We start from the raw sequence: 19,037 nt of genomic DNA, 5'->3' as shown, positions 1-19,037 counted from the left end.
TGACGCGTGGACTTACGAATTTCTGCTGATACGCCGGCATTGTTGTCACTTGCGTCCGTGGGTATGCGAGGCGGCCGACCGCAGGACTTGCTCGTAGCGAGCAGCGATCGATCTACGGTCGAACGCGGCCGCCTTGGCCCTGCTTGCGAGTTTCATGCGGAACAGCTGGTCCCTGTCATCCAGGAGACGCGCGAGAGCGTGTTCGAATCCACTGGGATCGTCGAGCGGCGCCGACAGTCCGTTCTCGTTCTCGACGAGCACGTCGGCAAAGCCGTCGATGCGTGAGCAGGCGAGTGCGAGCCCGTGCGCCAGCGCGTTGATTGCGACCAGGGAAAGCCCTTCGCTCAGCGAGGGCATGAACAGGATATCGGAGCACGACATTGCAAGATCGACTTCCTCCGGTGTGACCCAACCGTGAAATGCGACGCGATCGGAAAGGCCGAGCACCGCACAATGCCGTTCCAGGGCCGCTTTGCTTGGGCCATCGCCGAACAGATCGAGCGTCCAGTTTCGGTCCTTGACCGCCGCGAGCCGCTGCAGTCCCCACTCGAGATTTTTTTGAGCCACCATGCGCCCCGCGAAGATCAGCTTGACGGTCCTCTCCGGCGCGCGCGGGACCGCCGGTGATTTTTCGATATCGACGCCGTTCGGAATGACGATGGCCTCAAGTCCATAGGCGTCGCGCGCGAGCCGGGCAACGAATGAGCTGACGGCCGTGACGGCGGCGGCGCCATGCCAGATTGGTCTGGTAAGCGGTTTGATCACGCGGAAGAACTTGTCAGTCTGCTCCGGCGTGCCGCCCGGAACGTCGCCGAGATGCGCCGTCAAGACGTATGGCGTGCCCGAGAGCGTGGCCACCAGCCACGCCGCGAAACCGGTCGGCACCGCGAAATGGACGTGGATTGCGTCCGGACGAAATGTGCGGACCGTTCGCAGCCCGGCTGGGACGGCCATCAGGATAAAGCCGATCATCTCCCAGACGGAGCAGCGGTCGCGCTGTCTACGGAATGCGAAGATGCGCTCGACCTCCAATCCGGCGCTGGTTTCCAGGCGTGGCAGATTGCCCTGCCGCGCGGTCAGGACGCGGATCGAGTGGCCCAGCTTCGAAAGCTCCGTCGCCAGGTCTTCGGTGGCCTTGCCGCCGCCACCACCGACGGGTGGAAACTCATAGTTCATTTCGAGAATGCGCATGAGCTTACTTCGGGAGCCAGACGGAGAAGGTGACATTGCCCTCTGATGCGTCGCCTACCTTGCTGTAACGCTCGCGAAGCGTGTTTTCGACCTGCTCAGCATTGGGTTTTCCGAGGTACAGGGCGAGCATCTCACCCAGCGGAGGCGTTTCCTGCAGGACGACGGCTGCCGTCGGCCGCTTCAAATCTTCGATCAGAGCGGTCGCGTCGCGAAACCCGCGCATCTGCAAAGCATGGCGCGCCTTCGCCTTGGTCTCGGGATTGAGGCCGTCCAGAGGCTCGCGCAGGTTGGGAAAAAGGCTGACGCTGTAGGGCTCGATGAAGCGGCCGGCAAGCCAGACAGCCTGCACGGGCTGATATTTGCCCGAGAGCACGAGGACGCGGCCGTCAGGAAGAAGCGGTTTGAGGGATTGCGCGAGCGTCTGAACGTTGGCAAGGGGGTTCGACCACCAATCGGGGATCAGCATTCCAAGCCTGCTCCTCGATGCGGCGTAGTAGTTTGCAGCAACGATGAACAGGATCAGCCCCGTTCGTCCTGCGGAGGCGGTAATCCTTGCACCGATCGTCACGAGACAGAGAGCGGCGGGAATGGCCGCAAACGGCAGGAAGTAATTGGCATAGGCCATCAGGCAGGGCGGGCAATAGCTCTGGGAGCCGAGAAGGTGCACGAGCGTCATGACGACGAAATACAGCGTGCAGAAGCCTGCCAGCGGTAGGCGGCGGAAGCGCACCAGGCTGAGCACTCCGCCCGGAATCGCGGGCAGAAGCAGCGCCGGATAGAGTTGCAGGAAATAGCGGTTGGCGACTTCGCGAACCACGGGCCAGCTGAACTGCAAGTCGTTCGGCGAACGAGTGAGGGTGAGGACGTCGTGCATTTCGGTGCCGACGTCGGTAAAGCGCCAGAGAATTTGAGTAAGGCCGGGCAGGAAGGTGAGCGTTTCGAAGAGGCCGTGTCCGAAGATCATGATGCTGACGACGAGACATGCGCCTGCGACAAGCGCCGCTCCCCCAAGGGTGGCGAGGGCGCGTTTCTGCGCTTGTCCGCTTACCAGCAGATGGACCGCCGCGAACATCGGCAGCGTGGCTGCGAGATTGAGCCTGATCAGGACGAGTGTGGCGGCAAGCACACCCATGCTAGCGATCTGCAGCAACGGGTGGAGCGGCTTGGTTTCCGTGACAACCAGAAACGAAGCCAGGGTGAGCAGGGTGATGATTGCGTAAGGAGTCGCGGTCGACATATAAGCGACGACCATCGGATTTGCGGCATAGATGAGCACTGCGAGTGCGGCGGCCAGCCGGTCGCGCAGGCACCGATCGGCGCTCTTGCGCAGAAGAACGAGCGTGCACAGGGAAAGCAGGACGGACAAGAGGCGCCCCGACAGATGCCCCTGGCCGAACAGCCATTGCGCCGCTCCGAGCACATAGAAATAGAGCGGCGGGTAGGCGGTCGCGTCCTCGAGCGAGTAGGGCTGGACTCGACCGCTGAAATATTCGTTTGACTTAATCAGATAGAGGCCTTCGTCGAGCCAGCTTTCGACATGCCCAATCATGTAGACGGCCTGGATCAACCAGATGGCCACGGCCGCAATGAACAGGAGATCGGCGGGATCCGCGACCGAAAGTCGAATGCGTGCGGAGCGCTCGGTGATGGTTATGTCGTTGGACGATGACATGGCGCTCGCGCGTCGTTCGTTCGAGCGGTGACGTCACCGCTCATTGGATTGCTTGTCACGGTGTGGCTCGCGCGCACCGGTTGCAGGATCGCAGCATGTTTCGAATTTACCTTTTGTTGTCAAGCCTTGAGGGCGGATATGCGCGTCCGGGGCGCAGCCATAATGCGGGTAGACCGACGCCGGTCCTGGAACTTGTGTCATCAGGCGTGAGCTCCGAACAAGAGGCTTGCTTCATGAAGTCGGAGAAGTCTAAGGTCCGGCCGCCTCACGGATTTTCCTGAAATTTGCTCCTTTTACCGAGATACGAATGTCCTTCGTTCCCAAATATCTGAGCTTTCTGCGAGACCCCGTTGATCTCGGCTCTCTCGTCATCGAAGGAGATCACTTGCGCGGCGAGAAGTCTGGTCTGCGCTACGGCTTCATGGGCGATGTTGCGGATCTGCGTCCGGATGCAGGAGCGACGGCGGTCATTCCGGAGAGCATCCACAACCGCGTTCGGGATCACTACGATGAGACGCCCTGCAACAACTACATGGATCTGGACAACCTTCCGTTGGGGCGCTGGCTTCGGGATTCAAAATACGACTATCTGTTCGCGCGGGCTGACACCGTCATCGAGGTCGGGTGTGGCAAGGGAGCCATCGTCCAGGCGTTCAAGGAGCATCGTGGAATAACGCCGTTCGGGATTGACCTTGCCTATGGCTCGATTCGGCAGATCCAAAGACCGCCGCTCAATGCGGACGGCGTTCTCGGCTCGAACCTCAGGCTTCCCGTCGCGGACGAAGTCGCCGACATCGTGATCTCGCACGGAGTGACGCATCACACGCCGGATCCGATGCGATGCTTCATGGAGCTTGTCCGCATTCTCAAGCCTGGCGGGAAGATGCTTTATGCAGTCTACAATTGGGACAACCTCTACCGCTCTCTGTATTTTGCCCTGAGCCCGCCCCTGAAGGGGGTCCAGCATCTGTTCGGAAAGAAAGTCGGCGACCGAGTTCTGAAGTTCACCGTTTTTCCGCCTTATCATCTCGCGCTCTGGGCCACGCTGGGCTGTGTGCAAGGCAAGTGGAAGTTTCCCGCAATAGAGCCGTCATGGGAGCAGTTCGGCGACTTTTTCCTGACACCTATCGCGCGTTTCTATCACGCGAACGAATTGCAGACGCTGGCGGATTTGTTCGGGCTCAAGATCTTGGAGCAGGAAACGGGCGGCTGGCCGAAGAACGGCTTCTCGCACTTTGTCTGGTATGAGAAGCCGCTTAATTAGCGCTGGTTGCAACTAGTCCCGTTAACCGCGCCGTCCTCCCAAGCCACCAAGAACGGTATCCCGCAAGGGCGATCGACTCGCGGTGTTTTTCGGGCAGCCTGGCAGCACGTTGCCCCTTCGTAAGCATCCCATGATCACGGGACGCCCGACCGGGAGCAGATTGAAAGATCGGCTCGGCATAGACACGCCCAAGGGTTGCGGCAGTGAGAGATGACCCACAGGTCGGTCGTTCGCGAGAAAATCGAGGTCGTCGCCGCGGATGGCCGAACACAACCTTTGGTAGGCTTTCTAATCGCTGGAGCCTTGACAAGTTCATTCTAGCCGACGACAGGCCGAGCGGCGGAGAGAGTCGGTGGAAATTGCAGCTAAATCCTGCTGTTCCGCGAGGTGGCACTTGTCTTGCGAGTGCCGCTCAGCGGCGTGTCCTTCCTCGAGCAACGTGGTTGACAACCTGGCGATAGCCGGCGAGGGCGACATCCTCGCGATATCTCTCGGCAACGCCTGCCGCGCGAACACCCTTGTCCATCGTGGCCCGCCGATCGCGCGCCGCCTCGCGAATGGCTCGCGCGAGCTCGGCGGGTTTTTCCGGCGGGACGACCCATCCGATCGCCTCTTCACCGAGCACGAGCGCGCCTTCCGAATTTGTTTCCGAGGTGACGACCACCGGCCGGCCGACGGCGAGGATGTTGTAGAGACGGCTCGGGATCGAGACGCCGACGATATGCCGGCGATAGGGGATGACCCAGAGATCGGCGGCCGACAGGAATTCGACGAGTTCCTCTTCAGGCACCGGCTCGAACATCGTGACATTCTCGAGCTTGTCCTTGGCGAAGAGGTCGTTGAGCACGGCCCAGCCCACGCCCCAGCCGGACAGGATGAAATGAATGTCCGTCTCGTTCCGCAGCAGGCGGGCCGCTTCGAAAACCGTAGCGGGGTCGTGGGTGAAGCCGAGATTACCCGACAGGCCAACGGTGAATTTGGAGGGATCCGACGCGCGGAAGCGGCTGGCCGGATCGGTCTTGCGGTGTCCGATCGGGATCAGCGCCCAGTTCGGAATGAAGTGAAGCTGGCCTGCGGTGACCCCGCGATATTTTTCGATCAGCGGGGGCACGTCGCGGCCGATCACGATGATCGCGTCCAGGCGCCGGAACAGCAGCGTGTTGGCAAAACGGATCAGCCGGACCGCGAGCGAGTTGGAGCGGACCATGCCGGCGGCCTCAAGCGCCTCCGGGTAGAGGTCGTAGATCAGGAGCATGGTCCTTGCGCCGCGCAATCTGGCTGCAAGGAGCACGGTATACGGCAGGGTGAACGGCGTCGTGACGCAGAATACAACGTCGCCTGGCCTTGCCCGCCGCAAGACCGAGAAGAACATCTGTGCCGCAAGCAGGCAGATGGCCGCCGCACGTTGGAGAAGCGCGGATTTTCGCGGATTCCAGCTCTTGAGCTCGACGATCTCGGGCTTGCCGGGGTGGCCTGCCGCGCCCGAGCCTGATGTCGCGGAGATCACGACGACCTGACGATCGCGCGCGAGGCTGTCGGCGATCTTGCCGACATAGACGGCCGTCGTGGTCGTATCAGGCGGATAGAACTGGGCCGCGATGATCAGCTTTGCGGGAGTATCCATATGCGAGCTACGATCCTCGCCGGTCAGGCGTGGGGCTGTGAGAGCCTTTAGCCTTGCTCTCGGCCAGATAGGCCGCGTAGGCGCGGCGGATGCCGTCTTCCAGCGAGGTCCTGGCGCGCCAGCCGAGCTTGGCGAGACGGCTGATGTCGAGCAGCTTGCGCGGCGTGCCATCGGGGCGCGAGGTGTCGAAGGAGATCTCGCCGCGATAGCCGACGGCGGCAGCAACCACGCGGGCGAATTCGGCGATGGTGATGTCATCGCCGGTGCCGACATTGACGAGCTCAGCGCTCGAATAGGTCTTCATCAGGTGCACGCAGGCGTCCGCCATGTCGTCGACATAGAGGAATTCGCGCCGGGGCGTGCCGGTACCCCAGACGACGACGTTGGCGGCGTCTGAAAGCTTTGCCTCGTGAAACCGGCGGATCAGCGCGGCGACGACGTGGCTATATTCGGGATGGTAGTTGTCGCCGGGGCCGTAGAGATTGGTCGGCATCACGCTAATGAAATCGCTGCCGTACTGGCTGCGATAGGCCTCCGCCATCTTGATGCCAGCGATCTTGGCGATCGCGTAGGGCTCGTTGGTCGGCTCGAGCGGCCCCGTCAGCATCGAATCCTCGCGCAGCGGCTGGGCCGCGAGCTTTGGATAGATGCAGGACGAGCCCAGAAACATCAGCTTCTCCGCGCCATTCTGATGCGCGGCATGGATCACGTTGGCGGCGATCGCGATGTTCTCGTAGATGAATTCGGCGCGCAGCGTGTTGTTGGCGACGATGCCGCCGACCTTCGCTGCGGCCAGAAAGATCACCTGTGGCCGCGTCTTCGCGAACCAGTCGAATACCGCGGCCTGGTTGCAGAGGTCGACCTCGCCGCGGGTTGTCGTGACGAGCTTCGCATCTTCCTGCGCGAGTCGGCGCACGAGCGCGCTGCCGACCATGCCGCGATGGCCGGCGACGTAGACGGTCTTGCGCTTCAGTTCAAACGGAGTGCTTGCCATGGGTGATCTCCCGCTTGGCCTCGGCCAGATCGCTCGCCATCATCTCCTGCACGAGCTGGGCAAATGTCCGCTTCGGCTTCCAGCCAAGCTGCTTGCGGGCCTTGCTGGCGTCGCCGATGAGAAGATCGACCTCGGTGGGGCGGAAATAGGTCGGATCGATACGCACCACCGTCCTGCCGCTCTTGCGGTCGATGCCGGTCTCCTGGACGCCCGTACCGCGCCACTCAATCTGACGGCCCACTTCGGCAAAGGACAGCTCGACCATCTCGCGGACCGAGCGGGTCTCGCCGGTCGCGAGCACGAAGTCGTCGGGCTTCTCGGCCTGCAGGATCATGTGCATGCCCTCGACATAGTCCTTGGCGTGTCCCCAGTCGCGCTTGGCCTCGAGATTGCCGAGATAGAGCGTTTCCTCGATCCCGACCTCGATGCGGGCGACGCCGCGGGTGATCTTGCGGGTGACGAAGGTCTCGCCTCGGATCGGGCTCTCGTGGTTGAACAAGATGCCGTTCGAGGCAAACATGCTATAGGCTTCGCGGTAGTTCACGGTGATCCAGTAGCCGTAGAGCTTTGCCACGCCGTAGGGCGAGCGCGGATAGAACGGCGTGGTCTCTTTCTGCGGAACCTCCTGCACCAGGCCGTAGAGTTCGGAGGTGGAGGCCTGGTAGAAGCGCGTCTCCTTCTCCATGCCGAGGATGCGGATGGCCTCGAGCAGCCGCAGCACGCCGATCGCGTCGGCATTGGCAGTGTATTCCGGGCTTTCGAAGCTGACGCCGACATGGCTCTGGGCGGCTAGGTTATAGATCTCGGTCGGCCTGATCTGCTGCATAAGCCGGATGAGGTTGGTCGAGTCTGTCATGTCGCCATAGTGCATCAGGAACGGCACGTCCCCGACATGCGGATCCTGATAGAGATGGTCGACGCGGGCCGTATTGAATGACGACGAGCGCCGTTTGATGCCGTGCACAACATAGCCGAGCGATAGCAGATGTTCGGCCAAATACGCACCGTCCTGTCCAGTCACGCCGGTGATTAAGGCGATGCGCTGTTTGGAGTCTTGAGCATTCATAACGATGTCCAGGCGACCGGTTTGGGATCGATGAGACTGCTAGCCTACTTTTCTCGTCTCTTGTTTTCCAGCATCGTCCGCTTGTCAAGCAAATGCACCCGTTTGTAGGCGATATGGGTCACCGAGCAATTGCCTATCAACGAAGGGGGAGATGCGGGCGGTCAGCAACCGCCTCACGGTTTGGCAGCAGGATCACGATCAGCATCACAGCACAATCTAAGTCTTCGCTAGCCCGCCCCAGGGACTAAGTTGAGGGTTTAGCAGTGGTTCCTGTTAGGCCTACCTTGCGATAAGCGGCGAAATACAAGACCGGCCGGTTCGTGCGGTTTCAGACCCCTTCCGCCGGGACCGAGCATGAGGAGTATTTGGCAATGGGGCCGTCGCTGCGCGCTCGGCGGCCGTTGAATATAATTCGAGCGTGAGCGAGCTCGCGCGTCTAGGCGAGTGGCGCTCGCCGCGACAGTAAGACTCTTACCCGCCATCCTATAAGGGCAACAATTGCGATGATCAGCGCCAATGTGATCAGCGAGATGCCTAGATTTTCGTCCAGAAGCGAGGCCCGGCCGGTCGCGCCCAGAAACGAATACAGGAACACTTGCGGCGCAGTGAAAATAAAAGTCGAGATCGAGTACGTTGAGATGTCAATCCTCGTCAGACCGAACAGGTAGTTTTGAACTGCTCCGGGAAGGGGAACGCCCAGACGCATCAGCGCGATAATGCGCCAGCCTTCCTCGTCTACTGCTTGTGCAATGACGCCGAAGTTAGGCTTGTTATCGAGCCTTTTTCGAAACCAGCTCGACGCGACGTAGCGGGAAGTGAGGAAAGCGAGGATAGCTCCGACGGTACCGCTCAACAAGATGATTGCGGCGACTTTCCAGCCAAAGGCGGCACCGGCGGCGCAAATGAGAGGCGTGCGGGGAAGCACGATAAAAGCCATTGTCAAAAATACGAAGCAGACCGCCATTACCGAACCCGGCGTGAGATCGCCGAGATTTTGAAACCAGGCACTGATCATGTCTAAAAGGGGCGAGTTCATTCTTTTTAAGACTGCATGCTTAGGGTCAGAGGCCCGCCGGTTCTCCTTCACAGGTGCGGCCACTGCGAAAAAGGTTTGTGCGGCATCGGAATCCGGCTGGAAGCTGGACAGAGCCACCTGGGGCCGTGCGACGGAGCGTCCATGCGGCTTTAGGTATTTGAAGGTGATCGGTCGATGGGTCAATGCGCATCTTCGGATCCCTTGCGGCCCTCTAATGCAAAAAAGGATGACGGTGACTGTATTGCTTACCGCGCTTGTACTAGTAGCAGGGATCCTGAGCGGAAGGGAGATCCAGGACCGCAGGGCCCCGCCGGCCCCCAACGCGTCCCCGGGGATGTCCCGGGGGGCCGGACCAGCTGGCGCGCAGGGACCCAAGGACCGAAAGGTGCCATAGGACGCAAGGCGCGCGTCGATGTCGGTCGCAGCGATGGGATCAATTCGCCGGCTCAACGCGTTCTGCAGCATATAGTACTCGGTGAAGCCAACCGACGATGTGGAGCACAGAGAAAGACGCAAGGCGCGCTGGCAGAGCACGATCCTGCCTAATCGTGCGACATGTTGAAAAGAAGCAGAGATTGTCGGAAGATCAGCTGTTCTCCGTGCAACCTTGGCCCGTAAGATTTGATGCGTCCGGCAGTTTTCTTTGATCGTGATGGCGTCCTCAATGAGGATGACGGCTATGCTTTTGATCCGAACAAAATCCGGTGGGTGAAAGGGGCCCAGCAGGCCGTAAAGGCAGTCAATGATGCTGGTTATTTCGCGTTCGTCGTGACGAACCAATCAGGAATTGCCAGGGGGTTTTACAAGGAGCAGCATGTTCGCAATTTGCACGAATGGTTGTTGCGTGAGCTTGCTGTCGTTGGTGCGCATATTGATGCGTTCGAATTTTGCCCGCATCACCCCGATGGTCTGATTCCGCGTTATCGTGTCCTCTGCAACTGCCGTAAGCCGCAACCGGGGATGATCAAGGCTCTTCTCGAGCGGTATCCGATAGATATCGGTGCCAGTTTCATGGTCGGCGACAAGCAGAGCGATCTTGCTGCAGCGCAAGCGGCCGGCATCGCAGCCCATTTGTTTGATGGGTCAAACCTTCATGCGTTCATAGCCCCGCTATTGAATGAACGGGGTCCCGATCACCCCACATCGAACACGGTCGCAAAACGACCGCGCGGAAAGGGCGATTGATGCCGTCGCTTTTGCGATCGTTCGCCGGCTAGCCGCGAACAAGGAGGCAAGTTGGCATCAAAGCGACAAATCGAAGCCAATCGGGCAAACGCAGCGAAGAGCCCAGGCCCGCAAACAAGCGCCGGGAAAGCAACCTCGAGCCGCAACGCTTATCGGCATGGCTTATCGCGTTGGGACGAAGCCGCGGGCTCTGGGCCCGCCGGGTTCGATGCAGCCCTTGCGGAGGAGCTTAACGGCACGGACTTGGAAATCGCGGTTCAACATCTAGCTCAAGCCAGGAGTCGCCAGGATCACCTGCGAGTTTTTAGGCTGCGTCTGATCGCCGCTTGCGCTGAACGAAGGCAAATGAGAGATCTTCCGAGTTTGGAACGATATGAGAAGGCTGCCCTGTCGCGGCAGCGGAGGGGGCTCAAACGTGTGAAGCGGAATAGTGGATAAGGACCACAAGGGGCGTGGGAACCATCGAAGCGGGAGTTCAACCTGTTCTACTTGATGGTGCGGCCGAACTTACGTCGGCCCGCCCATGAGATTCCTCATTGGCCCAATCTGATCCTCGGATAAGACGCCTTCGCGAGTTGCGTCAACATTTCCGGTGAGCGACCGGCTAGCGTCAGGTTCTCTCCATGGCCGCATCGGAAAAGGCGAAATTGAACTTGCGTCGTCGGGCAAAACAGTGGTTTTTAGGGTGCTGGTCCCACTCCATAAACGACGAACCAGCCATGACCGATGACTTCAAAGCGTTATCCGATTTGCCCGCGCCCGCTAGGCTCAATGGAGATTTCCGAAGGAATTACGGCAAGCTTCTCGGCGCTTTCCTATACCTGCGCTCCATCAACGCCGCCCGTGGACGCTCCTGGTTTTGGACCGCGTTGCTTTCGGCCTTTTGCTCCGCGGCACTGGCATGGCTCGGCAGGCGGGGTGCGTTGTTATAAGCTGGGGGGTGATAGCCTGAACGAGGCGATCGCCGTTTTGAAGTGAATAATTCCTGTCGCGCTCTCGCTGCTCCGGAAAGGTCGCGGACGGGGCGGCGCAACTTACGACGAGGCTAGCGATCTCCCCATGCGTTCTTGCACGAGCGGCGCAAGGTGCAGCGACGTAAGCTCTCGACGAACCGGCTAAACTACACCCCCAAAGTCGATGCCTTCCTTGGCAAGCTCCTCCGCTTCCTCGGCGGACGCGACGGGCTTCGTATCAAGGTAGGGATGCTCAGAGGCCGGCAGTATGGTGCGGATGTTTTGACCATCCGCCCGTGTGATGCGGGCAATCCAGCGCTTTTGGCCGTGCTCAAAACGCTGGATGTGATACTGCTTGTACGTAATCATGAATCTCAAACGCAACTGACGCTGGCACAGGCCTTATCTATATGACCCGGCGCTGCCGCACAACGGGTGTTAAAGCCAAATTAATGTCCGCCAGTCTGAACCGGCGCCTCTCGTCGGTCTTAAGGTTCGTAAAAAAACCGCCGACTTGGAAGCCGGCGGGAGTTAACTGAGATTGCGCCCGCGTTAGCGGTCGCCCGCTGACCATAGCACGGCGGCTCGCCGGCGTGATCGGGGGCGCCTGCCCGTTTATTAGCTCGTCCATACACAGTCAGCGGCCCGAGACGGAGGCGCTCGGTTAGAGTGGGCCTAAATTGAGATCGTTGACCCGCCACCAGCCTGCCTCGGCAACGCCCTCCCTGTCAGCCCTGAGGCGATCCCCGCCCTGCAATTTGCCAGCGGAGGTCGGGATGGCGCCCAGATTCGTCGAAGCAGCACCGCACGAATGCGCCAGAAGGCTCGTCGCGATCGCGGCTCACGGAAGCGAAGTCACGCGCGTCAAGCTCCAGTTCAAGGTCAGTGATCCCGCTCGAAGATGTGGACAGCAATCCTCTCGGACTCCTGGATGGTCAGTGACCGGATGCCCATGGATGTGAGTTCGTCTCTTTGGATTTTCGCGACAATCGACTTTACACTCATAGTGGGTCTAGATGCAGGCATCAAGGCTCACCCCGAGCATCGGCACAAGGTCTCAAATGCGGTTCGCCGGACATAAGCGCCGCCGGTGGATGTTTCTAGTTTTGGATTGCAGCGCTTTCGGCCGCTTGCCCCTCGGTTTTGGCGCGGTGTGGGAAGTAGGATCCGGTTTTGTTAATCGTCGGGTGATGGCTTGAACGAGGCCATTGACCGTCTTGAACCGCGTAATTCCCCGCCGCGCTCGTGATGCTTCGGAAAAGCGGATTGTGCGTTTTACTTTGCCGTCGGTCGGCAACAGTACGTAATCGAGCACGGTCTTGTTGTGCTCGGCTAACCGGATGGCGGCAATCCAGCCGTCAGGGAGGCACGCCTCCCGTTCGATACTCCAGTAGGATGCATGGGTTGGCTTTTGGCCAGGGGTCCAACGGGCGGCCCTAACGGAAAGACAGGCTATCCCGTTCACGCGGAGGCAATTGCTCCAGCCCCCCGAACTGATCCGCCCGCCCGCAGCCTTAATAGCAGCGGCGGCCTGTTCGTCGAGCTTTGACCTTAGCTCGGACCAAACCGGACGTGCATCGAGAAACTCGTAATTTCGCTTCGGGGTGTAGCCGAGCAGCCGATAGAGATTTCGAAAATTGCCAAAGTGGGTTTGGCAGGTCGCAGAGCAGGGCAGTTCTGGACTTCATCGATAATGGCCGGTGTCAAGCGGCCTTCGCTAAGAGCTTTGCGCAACGGGGACGAGCATCTCCTCCTCAGACAGGTCAGCCCGCCTCTCCTCGATGATCTTCCTAACGCTGAAGAAGACCTCGCGATCGATGATGGGCTCGATGCAGCCCTCGCTTCTGATCCATTGTTCAGGCGGATTCTTCATCGCCGCTTGCCGGAGCTTTTGAGACTTTTGGTTGAAGGTGAGATTTCCGATATAGCTCTCGTTTCTGAGGTAGTGCCAACCGCAGCGCGGGTCCACGGGGCGCCGGTACTCGAGACCAGCCCTTTCTGGTTTGGAATTCCCTGTTATTTTCCGTCTGCGGCTCACCGGAATGCGTGCAAGCCTCGGGAGTTCCGGGGGTTTTGCGCACACAGGCGCTTCATGGGGCCGTCGTTGCCGAATTATTCGCTGTTACCAGACAAGGGTAGCGCTAGCGTTCGTCCGCGATCACCTTGCCGTCGTTAGGCAGCGTGCCGGGACTGACCAGTTCGACGCTTCCGCCGAGTTTCGTCACTGCGCGCAGGCTGGCTGCGATCTCATCACGCAGGGCATCGTTCGCGGCCGCCGTTTCAGCTCGCAGCGTCATCGCGTCGGCCTCGCCCTGGCGTGTGACGACGAGGCGCAGTCTTCCGAGTGCGGAATGGCGCTTGCCGATCTCGGCGATCTGCTCGGGCCGGACGAACATGCCCTTGACCTTGGTGGTCTGGTCAGCGCGTCCCATCCAGCCCTTGATGCGCATGTTTGTGCGCCCGCATGGGCTCGTGCCGGGCAGGGCCGCGGTCAGGTCGCCGAGGGCGAGCCGGATCCAGGGATGGTGCGGATCGAGCGAGGTCACGACGATCTCGCCGACGTCGCCCGGCGCAACCGGATCTCCGGTGCCGGGCTTGACGATCTCCAGGATCAGGTCCTCGTTCACGACCATGCCCTCGCGCGCCTCGGTCTCGAACGCGATGAGGCCGAGATCGGCGGTGCCGAAGGCCTGGTAGGCGTCGATGCCGCGCGCCTTGATCTCGGCCTGGAGCGAGGGCGGGAACGCGGCGCCCGAGACCAGCGCGCGCTTGATCGAGGAAATGTCGCGCCCGGAGCTTGCTGCGGCGTCGAGCAGGATCTTCAGGAAATCCGGCGTGCCGCTGTAGCCAACCGGCCGGTAGGCCTCGATCAGCTCGAATTGCTGTTCCGTATTGCCGGGGCCGGCCGGGATGACCGCGCAGCCGAGCGCGCGTGCGGAGGCGTCGAAGATGAAGCCGCCGGGGGTGAGATGGTAGCTGAAGGTATTGAGGACGATATCGTCAGGACGGAACCCCGCTGCGAACAGCGCCCTTGCGCCGCGCCAGGGATCTCCTTGCCGTCCCTCCGGCTCGAAGATCGGGCCGGGGGAGGTGAAGAGGCGGGCGAACGAGCCGGGAGGCCCTACCACGAGGCCCCCGAAAGGCGCAGAGGCCTTATGCAAGGCCGGCAGCTCCGATTTGCGCAACACCGGCAGGCCCGCCAGGGCCGCCCTGGAGGTCACGGCGGCGGGATCGCAGCCTTTGAGCCGCTCGGCATAGGCCGGGGCGGCCATCGCGGCTCGCAGCACCCCTGGCAGGCCGGAGAACAGGTCGGCCTCGCGCGCTGCTTGTTCACGGGTCTCGCGGGCGTCGTAATGGGCGGTCATGGCTGTTCTTTCCGTGTTGGCATCCGTTGCGCGCCGCCACCAGCATGGGTATCAGACCGCCATTGGTGAGGCCTAGAGAGGACCCGATGGCGGACGAAGGAATCATTGCGGCGGACGAGGCGTCGAACGTCGTCGCGCGCCTGAAGCGCCGCATGATCGACGAGGCGCTGCCGCTGTGGTCGACGGTCGGCTGGGATCAGGCTGCGGGTGGTTTCATCGACCGGCTGCACCGCGATGGCACGGCCGACGCTGCCGCGCCCCGGCGCGTATTCGTGCAGGCGCGCCAGATCTGGTGCTACGCCAAGGCGGCGCAGATGGGATGGTATCCTGAGGGGCGTGGCATCGCGCTGAAGGGGCTGGAGCATCTGCTGGCCAGAGCGAAGGCGCCCGATGGCCGGCCCGGCTACGTGCACCGGCTGACGCCCGATGGAGCGGTGCTGGATGCCCGGCGCGATGCCTATGACCACGCCTTCGTCCTCTTTGCGCTCGCGACCGTCTACGCCCTCGACCAGGATGCGCAAGTCCGAGCCGAGATCGATGCGCTGCTCGCCTTCCTCGACGGCCATCTGCGCTCGCCGCATGGCGGCGTTCACGAAGGCCTTCCGGTCTCGCTGCCGCGCCGGCAGAACCCGCACATGCATCTGTTCGAGGCGATGATCGCGTGCTTCGAGGCGACCCACGACCTGTCGTTCCAGAACCGTGCCGGAGAATTCTTCGCACTGTTCCTGGCCAATCTCTACGACAAGCAGAAGCGCATCCTGACCGAGTACTTCGAGGAAGACTGGTCGAAGATCGAGCCGGTCAGCGTCGAGCCCGGTCACCAGGCGGAATGGGTCTGGCTGCTGAAGGGTTTCGAGCGCATCACGGGCTGCCCGACCGCGCCGCGGCGTGCCGAACTGCTGTCGACCGCGCTGCGCTATCGCGACGAGGCCACGGGCTGCCTGATCGACGAGGGGGACGACGTCGGCAACATCCGCCGCAGCACGCGCCGGCTGTGGCCGCAGACCGAGATCGCGAAGGCGTGGATCGCGCAAGCCGAGTCCGGCGAGGTGGGGGCGGCGGATGAGGCGCGCGCGGCGCTGGTGCGGCTCGAACGGCATTATCTCAGCCATCCCGTGAAGGGCGGCTGGTACGACCAGTTCGATCGCGACGGCAAATCGCTGATCGACATCATTCCTGCGTCGTCGTTCTATCATGTTCTCTGCGCAGTCACGGAAGCGGAACAGGTGCTTGAGAGTTGAAGCTCTTTTGTATCGACGCGTTTTCTTCACGCGAACCGGTTCCCACTTCGCTTGAAAACGCTACAGCCAGCGCTTGCGCCGCTTGAAGCTCTTGAGGTTCTTGAAGCTCTTGCGCTGGTCGCCGGCGCCGCCGAGGTAGAACTCCTTGACGTCCTCGTTGTCGCGCAAGTCGTCTGCGCTGCCGTCGAGCACGACCTTGCCCTGTTCCATGATGTAGCCGTGGCTTGCCACCGAGAGCGCAGCGCGCGCGTTCTGCTCGACCAGCAGGATGGTGACGCCGAGGTCGCGGTTGATCTTCTGGATGATCGAGAACACCTCTTTCACCAGCAGCGGCGACAAGCCCATCGAAGGCTCATCCATCAAGATCATCTTGGGGCGCGCCATCAGGGCCCGGCCGATCGCGAGCATCTGCTGCTCACCGCCGGAGAGATAGCCGGCAAGGCCGGTGCGCTCTTTCAAGCGCGGAAAATAGTTGAAGACCATGTCGAGGTCGGAATCGACCTCGCGGTCCCTGCGGGTGAAGGCGCCGAGCTTGAGGTTCTCCAGCGACGTCATGTCGGCGACGATGCGCCGGCCCTCCATCACCTGGAAGATGCCGCGGCGCACGATCTTGTCGGGGTCGATGCCGTTGATCCGCTCGCCTTCGAACAGGATCTCGCCGCGCGTGACCTCGCCGTCCTCGGTCTTGAGCAACCCGGAGATCGCCTTCAGCGTCGTCGACTTGCCAGCGCCGTTGGCGCCCAGGAGCGCCACGATCGCGCCTTTCGGCACGTCGAGGCTGAGGCCGCGCAGCACCAGGATGACGTCGTCGTAGACGACCTCGATGTTGCGCACGGCGAGGAGCGGCGGGGCGGGGACGATGCTGGGGGAGGGACGAACGCCTTCTGCGGTCTCGGTCATGCTTTGTTGCTCCGCTGTCGTCACCCGCGAAGGCGGGTGACCCAGTATTCCAGAGACGCCCAACGCTCCCGGAGAGGCCGCGGCGTACTGGATCCCCCGCATTCGCGGGGGATGACGGTTGTGCGTCAGGTGGGCGCTACGCTCACCACCCCAGCAATTCCGGCTTGCGCGGCAGCTCGACGGTCTTGACCTTCTCGAGCTTGATCGTGCCCTTGGCCATGACGTCGTTGAGGTCGCCGTCGGTCGCGCCTGAGACCTTGGTGCGATAGAGGTCGACCTTGAGCGTGCCGCGATGGTCCTTCTCGGTCCAGGTCGAGGCATTGCAGACGCCTTCCATCCCGGCCGGCACCCAGTCTTTCTTCTGGTGGAAGCCCTTGGCGACGTTCTCGCCGGTGGCGCCGCCGTTCTTGGCGGCCCACTCGATCGCCTCCTTCATGTACATCGCCGAGCAGACGGCCGCGACGTAGTGCACGGGACGATAGACCTTGCCGCTGGCGTCGGACATCTTCGAGATCTCCATCAACGTCTTCATGCCGGGGGCATCGCCGCCCCAGCTCACCGCAGTGCGCAGCGGGAAGATCACGCCATTGGCCGCATCGCCCGCGGTCTTGGCCGCATTCTCGTCCATGCCCCAGACGTTGCCGAGGAACTGGATCTCGACGCCGGCGGTCTTGCAGGCCTTCATCACCGAGATGTTGGAGGCGGCGGTGTTGCCGAGATAGGCGTAGTTGGCGCCCGAGGATTTCAGGCTCAGGCACTGTGCGCTGTAGTCACCCGGCGTGAGGGCGAACACCAGCGGCGGCAGAACCTCGAAGCCGAGCTCCTGCGCCATGGCTTCACCGGCGGCCTTCGGCGCGTTCGGATAAGGATGGTTGGCGCCCATGTGCACGAATTTCGGCTTGCCGGGCTTGCCCTTGGCCTTCCAGTCCTCGGCTGCCCACATCAGCATCGCGCGCAGCGCGTCCGAATAGCTCGGGCCATAGAAGAAATTATAAGGCGCAGGCTTGGCCTTGCCGCTGACCCCTTCGGGATCGGTGAGGGCGGCGGCATAGGAGCCGGACATGTCGGGGATCTTGTCCTGGGCAAGGAAGCCGGTCAGCGCCTCGGTGTCCGCCGTGCCCCAGCCCATGATTGCGGCGACCTTGGAGTCGGGCGCCGACCACTTCTTGTAGAGCGCGATCGCGCGCGGCACCTGGTAGCCATAGTCGTTGGTATCGAGATTGAGCTGCTTGCCGCCGACGCCGCCGTTCTTGTTGACCCAGGCGAACGTATCTGCGACGGCCTGGCCATAGGGCGTGCCGACGTCCGAGGTGCCGCCGGAATAATCGGCGAGATGCCCGATCGCGATCTGCGCCTGCGCGCTCGCCGAGAATGCGGCGATCGCAAGCACGAGCGATGTGGTGCTCAAAAGGGATTTTGTCGTCATGGGTCGGTTCCTCCTGTTTATTGTTTAAGTGAAGTTGCCCGCGCTCAATGCGAGAACGGGTAGAGTTTCCAATACGCCTTGATCTGCCGCCAGCGATGCGCGAGCCCGTCAGGCTCGAACATCAGGAATGCGATGATGATCACCCCGATCGCGATCTCGCGCAGGAAGGTGATGTTGTTGTTGAGCGAGAGCGCCTGGTCGATCGCTCCGCCCTTCAGATGATGGCTCAGCCACTCCATCGATTCCGGCAGCAGCACCACGAAGGCGGTACCCATCAGCGTGCCCATGATCGAGCCGGTGCCGCCGATGATGATCATGGCGAGGAACAGGATCGAACGCTCGATGCCGAAGCCCTCCTGCGACACCACGAGCTGGTAGTGCGCATAGAGCGCGCCGGCGATGCCGGCGAAGAAGGCGGCAAGCCCGAACGACAGCGTCCGGTACTTGGTGAGGTTGATGCCCATGATCTCGGCGGAGAGATAATGGTCGCGGATCGCTACCAGCGCGCGGCCGTCACGGGTGCGCATCAGATTGGTGACGAGGACGTAGCTCACGAGCACATAGGCCAGCACGACGTAGAAGTACTGTCGGTCGCCGCGCAGCGTATAGCCGAAGATCGAGAAAGGCGCGGCGCTCGCCGGCACCGAGCCGCCGGAGAACCATTCGGCGCGCGAGAAGAAGTCGAGCAGGATGTACTGCGCAGCCAGCGTCGCGATGACGAGGTAAAGACCTTTCAGTCGCGCCGCCGGAATGCCGAAGATCAGCCCGACCAGCGCAGTGACGATGCCGGCGAGCGGGATTGCGAAGAATACCGGGATCTGCGCGTTGTTGGAGATGTAGGCGGAGGTAAATGCGCCGAGCAGGAAGAAGGCGGCATGGCCGATCGAGATCTGGCCGGTGAAGCCGACCAGGATATTGAGCCCGAGCGCCGCGATCGAGAAGATGCCGATCTGGATCAGGATGCTGAGCCAATACCCGCTGAAGAATTGCGGCGCCAGACACAGCAGCAGCACGCCTGCGATGGCGAAGTTGCGGCTCGTCGCGGTCGGGAAGATCGTGGTGTCGGCCGCGTAGGAGGTGCGGAAGTCACCAGCGGGAATGAGGGCAGGGCCGGCCATGG

General features: G+C 61.7%; 16 protein-coding genes. 4 read left to right on the top strand and 12 right to left on the bottom strand.

From position 1 onward, the window contains the following. Positions 1 to 45 precede the first annotated feature (45 nt). Together ABIA42_RS20885 and ABIA42_RS20880 are read right to left on the bottom strand one after the other, a co-directional pair. Positions 46 to 1,191 carry a glycosyltransferase family 4 protein gene (locus tag ABIA42_RS20885; protein WP_370143631.1) on the bottom strand — a complete coding sequence of 382 codons (1,146 nt, stop codon included), beginning with the start codon at positions 1,189 to 1,191 and terminating at the stop codon, positions 46 to 48. A 4-nt stretch (positions 1,192 to 1,195) separates the two neighbouring features. Next, entirely contained in the window at positions 1,196 to 2,758 is a 1,563-nt protein-coding gene (locus tag ABIA42_RS20880; RefSeq protein WP_370157157.1) for an ArnT family glycosyltransferase, read from the bottom strand. Positions 2,759 to 3,170: 412 nt separating this feature from the next. On the opposite strand from ABIA42_RS20880, the gene ABIA42_RS20875 reads away from it, so the two are divergent. Then, positions 3,171 to 4,127, top strand: coding sequence for a class I SAM-dependent methyltransferase (locus ABIA42_RS20875; protein WP_370121714.1), 957 nt, complete (start codon positions 3,171 to 3,173; stop codon positions 4,125 to 4,127). Positions 4,128 to 4,539: 412 nt separating this feature from the next. On the opposite strand, the gene ABIA42_RS20870 is transcribed toward ABIA42_RS20875, so the two are convergent. The 4 genes from ABIA42_RS20870 to ABIA42_RS20855 form a co-directional block, all read right to left on the bottom strand. Beyond that, entirely contained in the window at positions 4,540 to 5,751 is a 1,212-nt protein-coding gene (locus ABIA42_RS20870; protein WP_370121717.1) for a glycosyltransferase family 4 protein, read from the bottom strand. Positions 5,752 to 5,758: 7 nt separating this feature from the next. Continuing rightward, positions 5,759 to 6,745 (bottom strand): GDP-L-fucose synthase family protein, encoded by a 987-nt coding sequence (locus ABIA42_RS20865; protein WP_370121720.1) that lies wholly within the window; start codon positions 6,743 to 6,745, stop codon positions 5,759 to 5,761. Beyond that, a complete protein-coding gene (gene gmd, locus ABIA42_RS20860) occupies positions 6,726 to 7,811 on the bottom strand; it encodes a GDP-mannose 4,6-dehydratase (RefSeq protein ID WP_370121723.1) in 1,086 nt (361 codons plus the stop codon). Before gmd ends, ABIA42_RS20865 begins: the two co-directional genes overlap by 20 nt. Positions 7,812 to 8,247: 436 nt before the next feature. After that, a complete protein-coding gene (locus ABIA42_RS20855; protein ID WP_370121725.1) occupies positions 8,248 to 9,030 on the bottom strand; it encodes a TVP38/TMEM64 family protein in 783 nt (260 codons plus the stop codon). A gap of 438 nt (positions 9,031 to 9,468) precedes the next feature. Here ABIA42_RS20855 and ABIA42_RS20850 point away from each other — a divergent pair, with 438 nt between their 5' ends. Continuing rightward, on the top strand, positions 9,469 to 10,032 hold the full coding sequence (locus ABIA42_RS20850; RefSeq protein ID WP_370121728.1) for a D-glycero-alpha-D-manno-heptose-1,7-bisphosphate 7-phosphatase: 564 nt from the start codon (positions 9,469 to 9,471) through the stop codon (positions 10,030 to 10,032). 719 nt (positions 10,033 to 10,751) lie between these two features. Further along, entirely contained in the window at positions 10,752 to 10,964 is a 213-nt protein-coding gene (locus tag ABIA42_RS20845) for a hypothetical protein (RefSeq protein ID WP_370157156.1), read from the top strand. A gap of 183 nt (positions 10,965 to 11,147) precedes the next feature. Here the strand turns inward: ABIA42_RS20845 and ABIA42_RS20840 are convergent, their stop codons facing one another. The 3 genes from ABIA42_RS20840 to ABIA42_RS20830 all read right to left on the bottom strand — a co-directional run bounded on the left by ABIA42_RS20840 (position 11,148) and on the right by ABIA42_RS20830 (position 14,350). Beyond that, on the bottom strand, positions 11,148 to 11,354 hold the full coding sequence (locus ABIA42_RS20840) for a hypothetical protein (RefSeq protein ID WP_370121733.1): 207 nt from the start codon (positions 11,352 to 11,354) through the stop codon (positions 11,148 to 11,150). 1,348 nt (positions 11,355 to 12,702) lie between these two features. Beyond that, entirely contained in the window at positions 12,703 to 12,954 is a 252-nt protein-coding gene (locus ABIA42_RS20835) for a recombinase family protein (protein ID WP_370143630.1), read from the bottom strand. 172 nt (positions 12,955 to 13,126) lie between these two features. Then, the gene (locus ABIA42_RS20830) at positions 13,127 to 14,350 is read right to left on the bottom strand and encodes a phenylacetate--CoA ligase family protein (protein WP_370121738.1); all 1,224 of its coding nucleotides are present in this window, start codon (positions 14,348 to 14,350) and stop codon (positions 13,127 to 13,129) included. 86 nt (positions 14,351 to 14,436) lie between these two features. On the opposite strand from ABIA42_RS20830, the gene ABIA42_RS20825 reads away from it, so the two are divergent. Further along, positions 14,437 to 15,591, top strand: coding sequence for an AGE family epimerase/isomerase (locus ABIA42_RS20825; protein WP_370121741.1), 1,155 nt, complete (start codon positions 14,437 to 14,439; stop codon positions 15,589 to 15,591). A 60-nt stretch (positions 15,592 to 15,651) separates the two neighbouring features. Here ABIA42_RS20825 and ABIA42_RS20820 read toward each other — a convergent pair whose 3' ends face one another. The 3 genes from ABIA42_RS20820 to ABIA42_RS20810 form a co-directional block, all read right to left on the bottom strand. Beyond that, positions 15,652 to 16,491 (bottom strand): ABC transporter ATP-binding protein, encoded by an 840-nt coding sequence (locus ABIA42_RS20820; protein ID WP_035674385.1) that lies wholly within the window; start codon positions 16,489 to 16,491, stop codon positions 15,652 to 15,654. Positions 16,492 to 16,633: 142 nt separating this feature from the next. Next, entirely contained in the window at positions 16,634 to 17,917 is a 1,284-nt protein-coding gene (locus tag ABIA42_RS20815) for an ABC transporter substrate-binding protein (RefSeq protein WP_370121745.1), read from the bottom strand. Between the two features lie 44 nt (positions 17,918 to 17,961). Continuing rightward, positions 17,962 to 19,035 (bottom strand): branched-chain amino acid ABC transporter permease, encoded by a 1,074-nt coding sequence (locus ABIA42_RS20810; protein ID WP_194392925.1) that lies wholly within the window; start codon positions 19,033 to 19,035, stop codon positions 17,962 to 17,964. Positions 19,036 to 19,037 lie beyond the last annotated feature (2 nt).

It is taken from the genome of Bradyrhizobium sp. USDA 327 (genome assembly GCF_041262065.1).
Lineage (GTDB): Bacteria > Pseudomonadota > Alphaproteobacteria > Rhizobiales > Xanthobacteraceae > Bradyrhizobium > Bradyrhizobium liaoningense.
The sequence above is the reverse complement of the archived record's forward strand: the minus strand, read 5'-3'. Positions and strand labels throughout refer to the sequence as shown.

Bases quoted from the DNA above. Each gene is read 5' to 3' on its own strand.
- gmd (WP_370121723.1), bottom strand. From the start codon at position 7,811: ATGAATGCTCAAGACTCCAAACAGCGCATCGCCTTAATCACCGGCGTG.
- ABIA42_RS20840 (WP_370121733.1), bottom strand. From the start codon at position 11,354: ATGATTACGTACAAGCAGTATCACATCCAGCGTTTTGAGCACGGCCAA.
- ABIA42_RS20815 (WP_370121745.1), bottom strand. From the start codon at position 17,917: ATGACGACAAAATCCCTTTTGAGCACCACATCGCTCGTGCTTGCGATC.
- ABIA42_RS20885 (WP_370143631.1), bottom strand. From the start codon at position 1,191: ATGCGCATTCTCGAAATGAACTATGAGTTTCCACCCGTCGGTGGTGGC.
- ABIA42_RS20825 (WP_370121741.1), top strand. From the start codon at position 14,437: ATGGCGGACGAAGGAATCATTGCGGCGGACGAGGCGTCGAACGTCGTC.
- ABIA42_RS20810 (WP_194392925.1), bottom strand. From the start codon at position 19,035: ATGGCCGGCCCTGCCCTCATTCCCGCTGGTGACTTCCGCACCTCCTAC.
- ABIA42_RS20865 (WP_370121720.1), bottom strand. From the start codon at position 6,745: ATGGCAAGCACTCCGTTTGAACTGAAGCGCAAGACCGTCTACGTCGCC.
- ABIA42_RS20845 (WP_370157156.1), top strand. From the start codon at position 10,752: ATGACCGATGACTTCAAAGCGTTATCCGATTTGCCCGCGCCCGCTAGG.
- ABIA42_RS20830 (WP_370121738.1), bottom strand. From the start codon at position 14,350: ATGACCGCCCATTACGACGCCCGCGAGACCCGTGAACAAGCAGCGCGC.
- ABIA42_RS20820 (WP_035674385.1), bottom strand. From the start codon at position 16,491: ATGACCGAGACCGCAGAAGGCGTTCGTCCCTCCCCCAGCATCGTCCCC.
- ABIA42_RS20875 (WP_370121714.1), top strand. From the start codon at position 3,171: ATGTCCTTCGTTCCCAAATATCTGAGCTTTCTGCGAGACCCCGTTGAT.
- ABIA42_RS20870 (WP_370121717.1), bottom strand. From the start codon at position 5,751: ATGGATACTCCCGCAAAGCTGATCATCGCGGCCCAGTTCTATCCGCCT.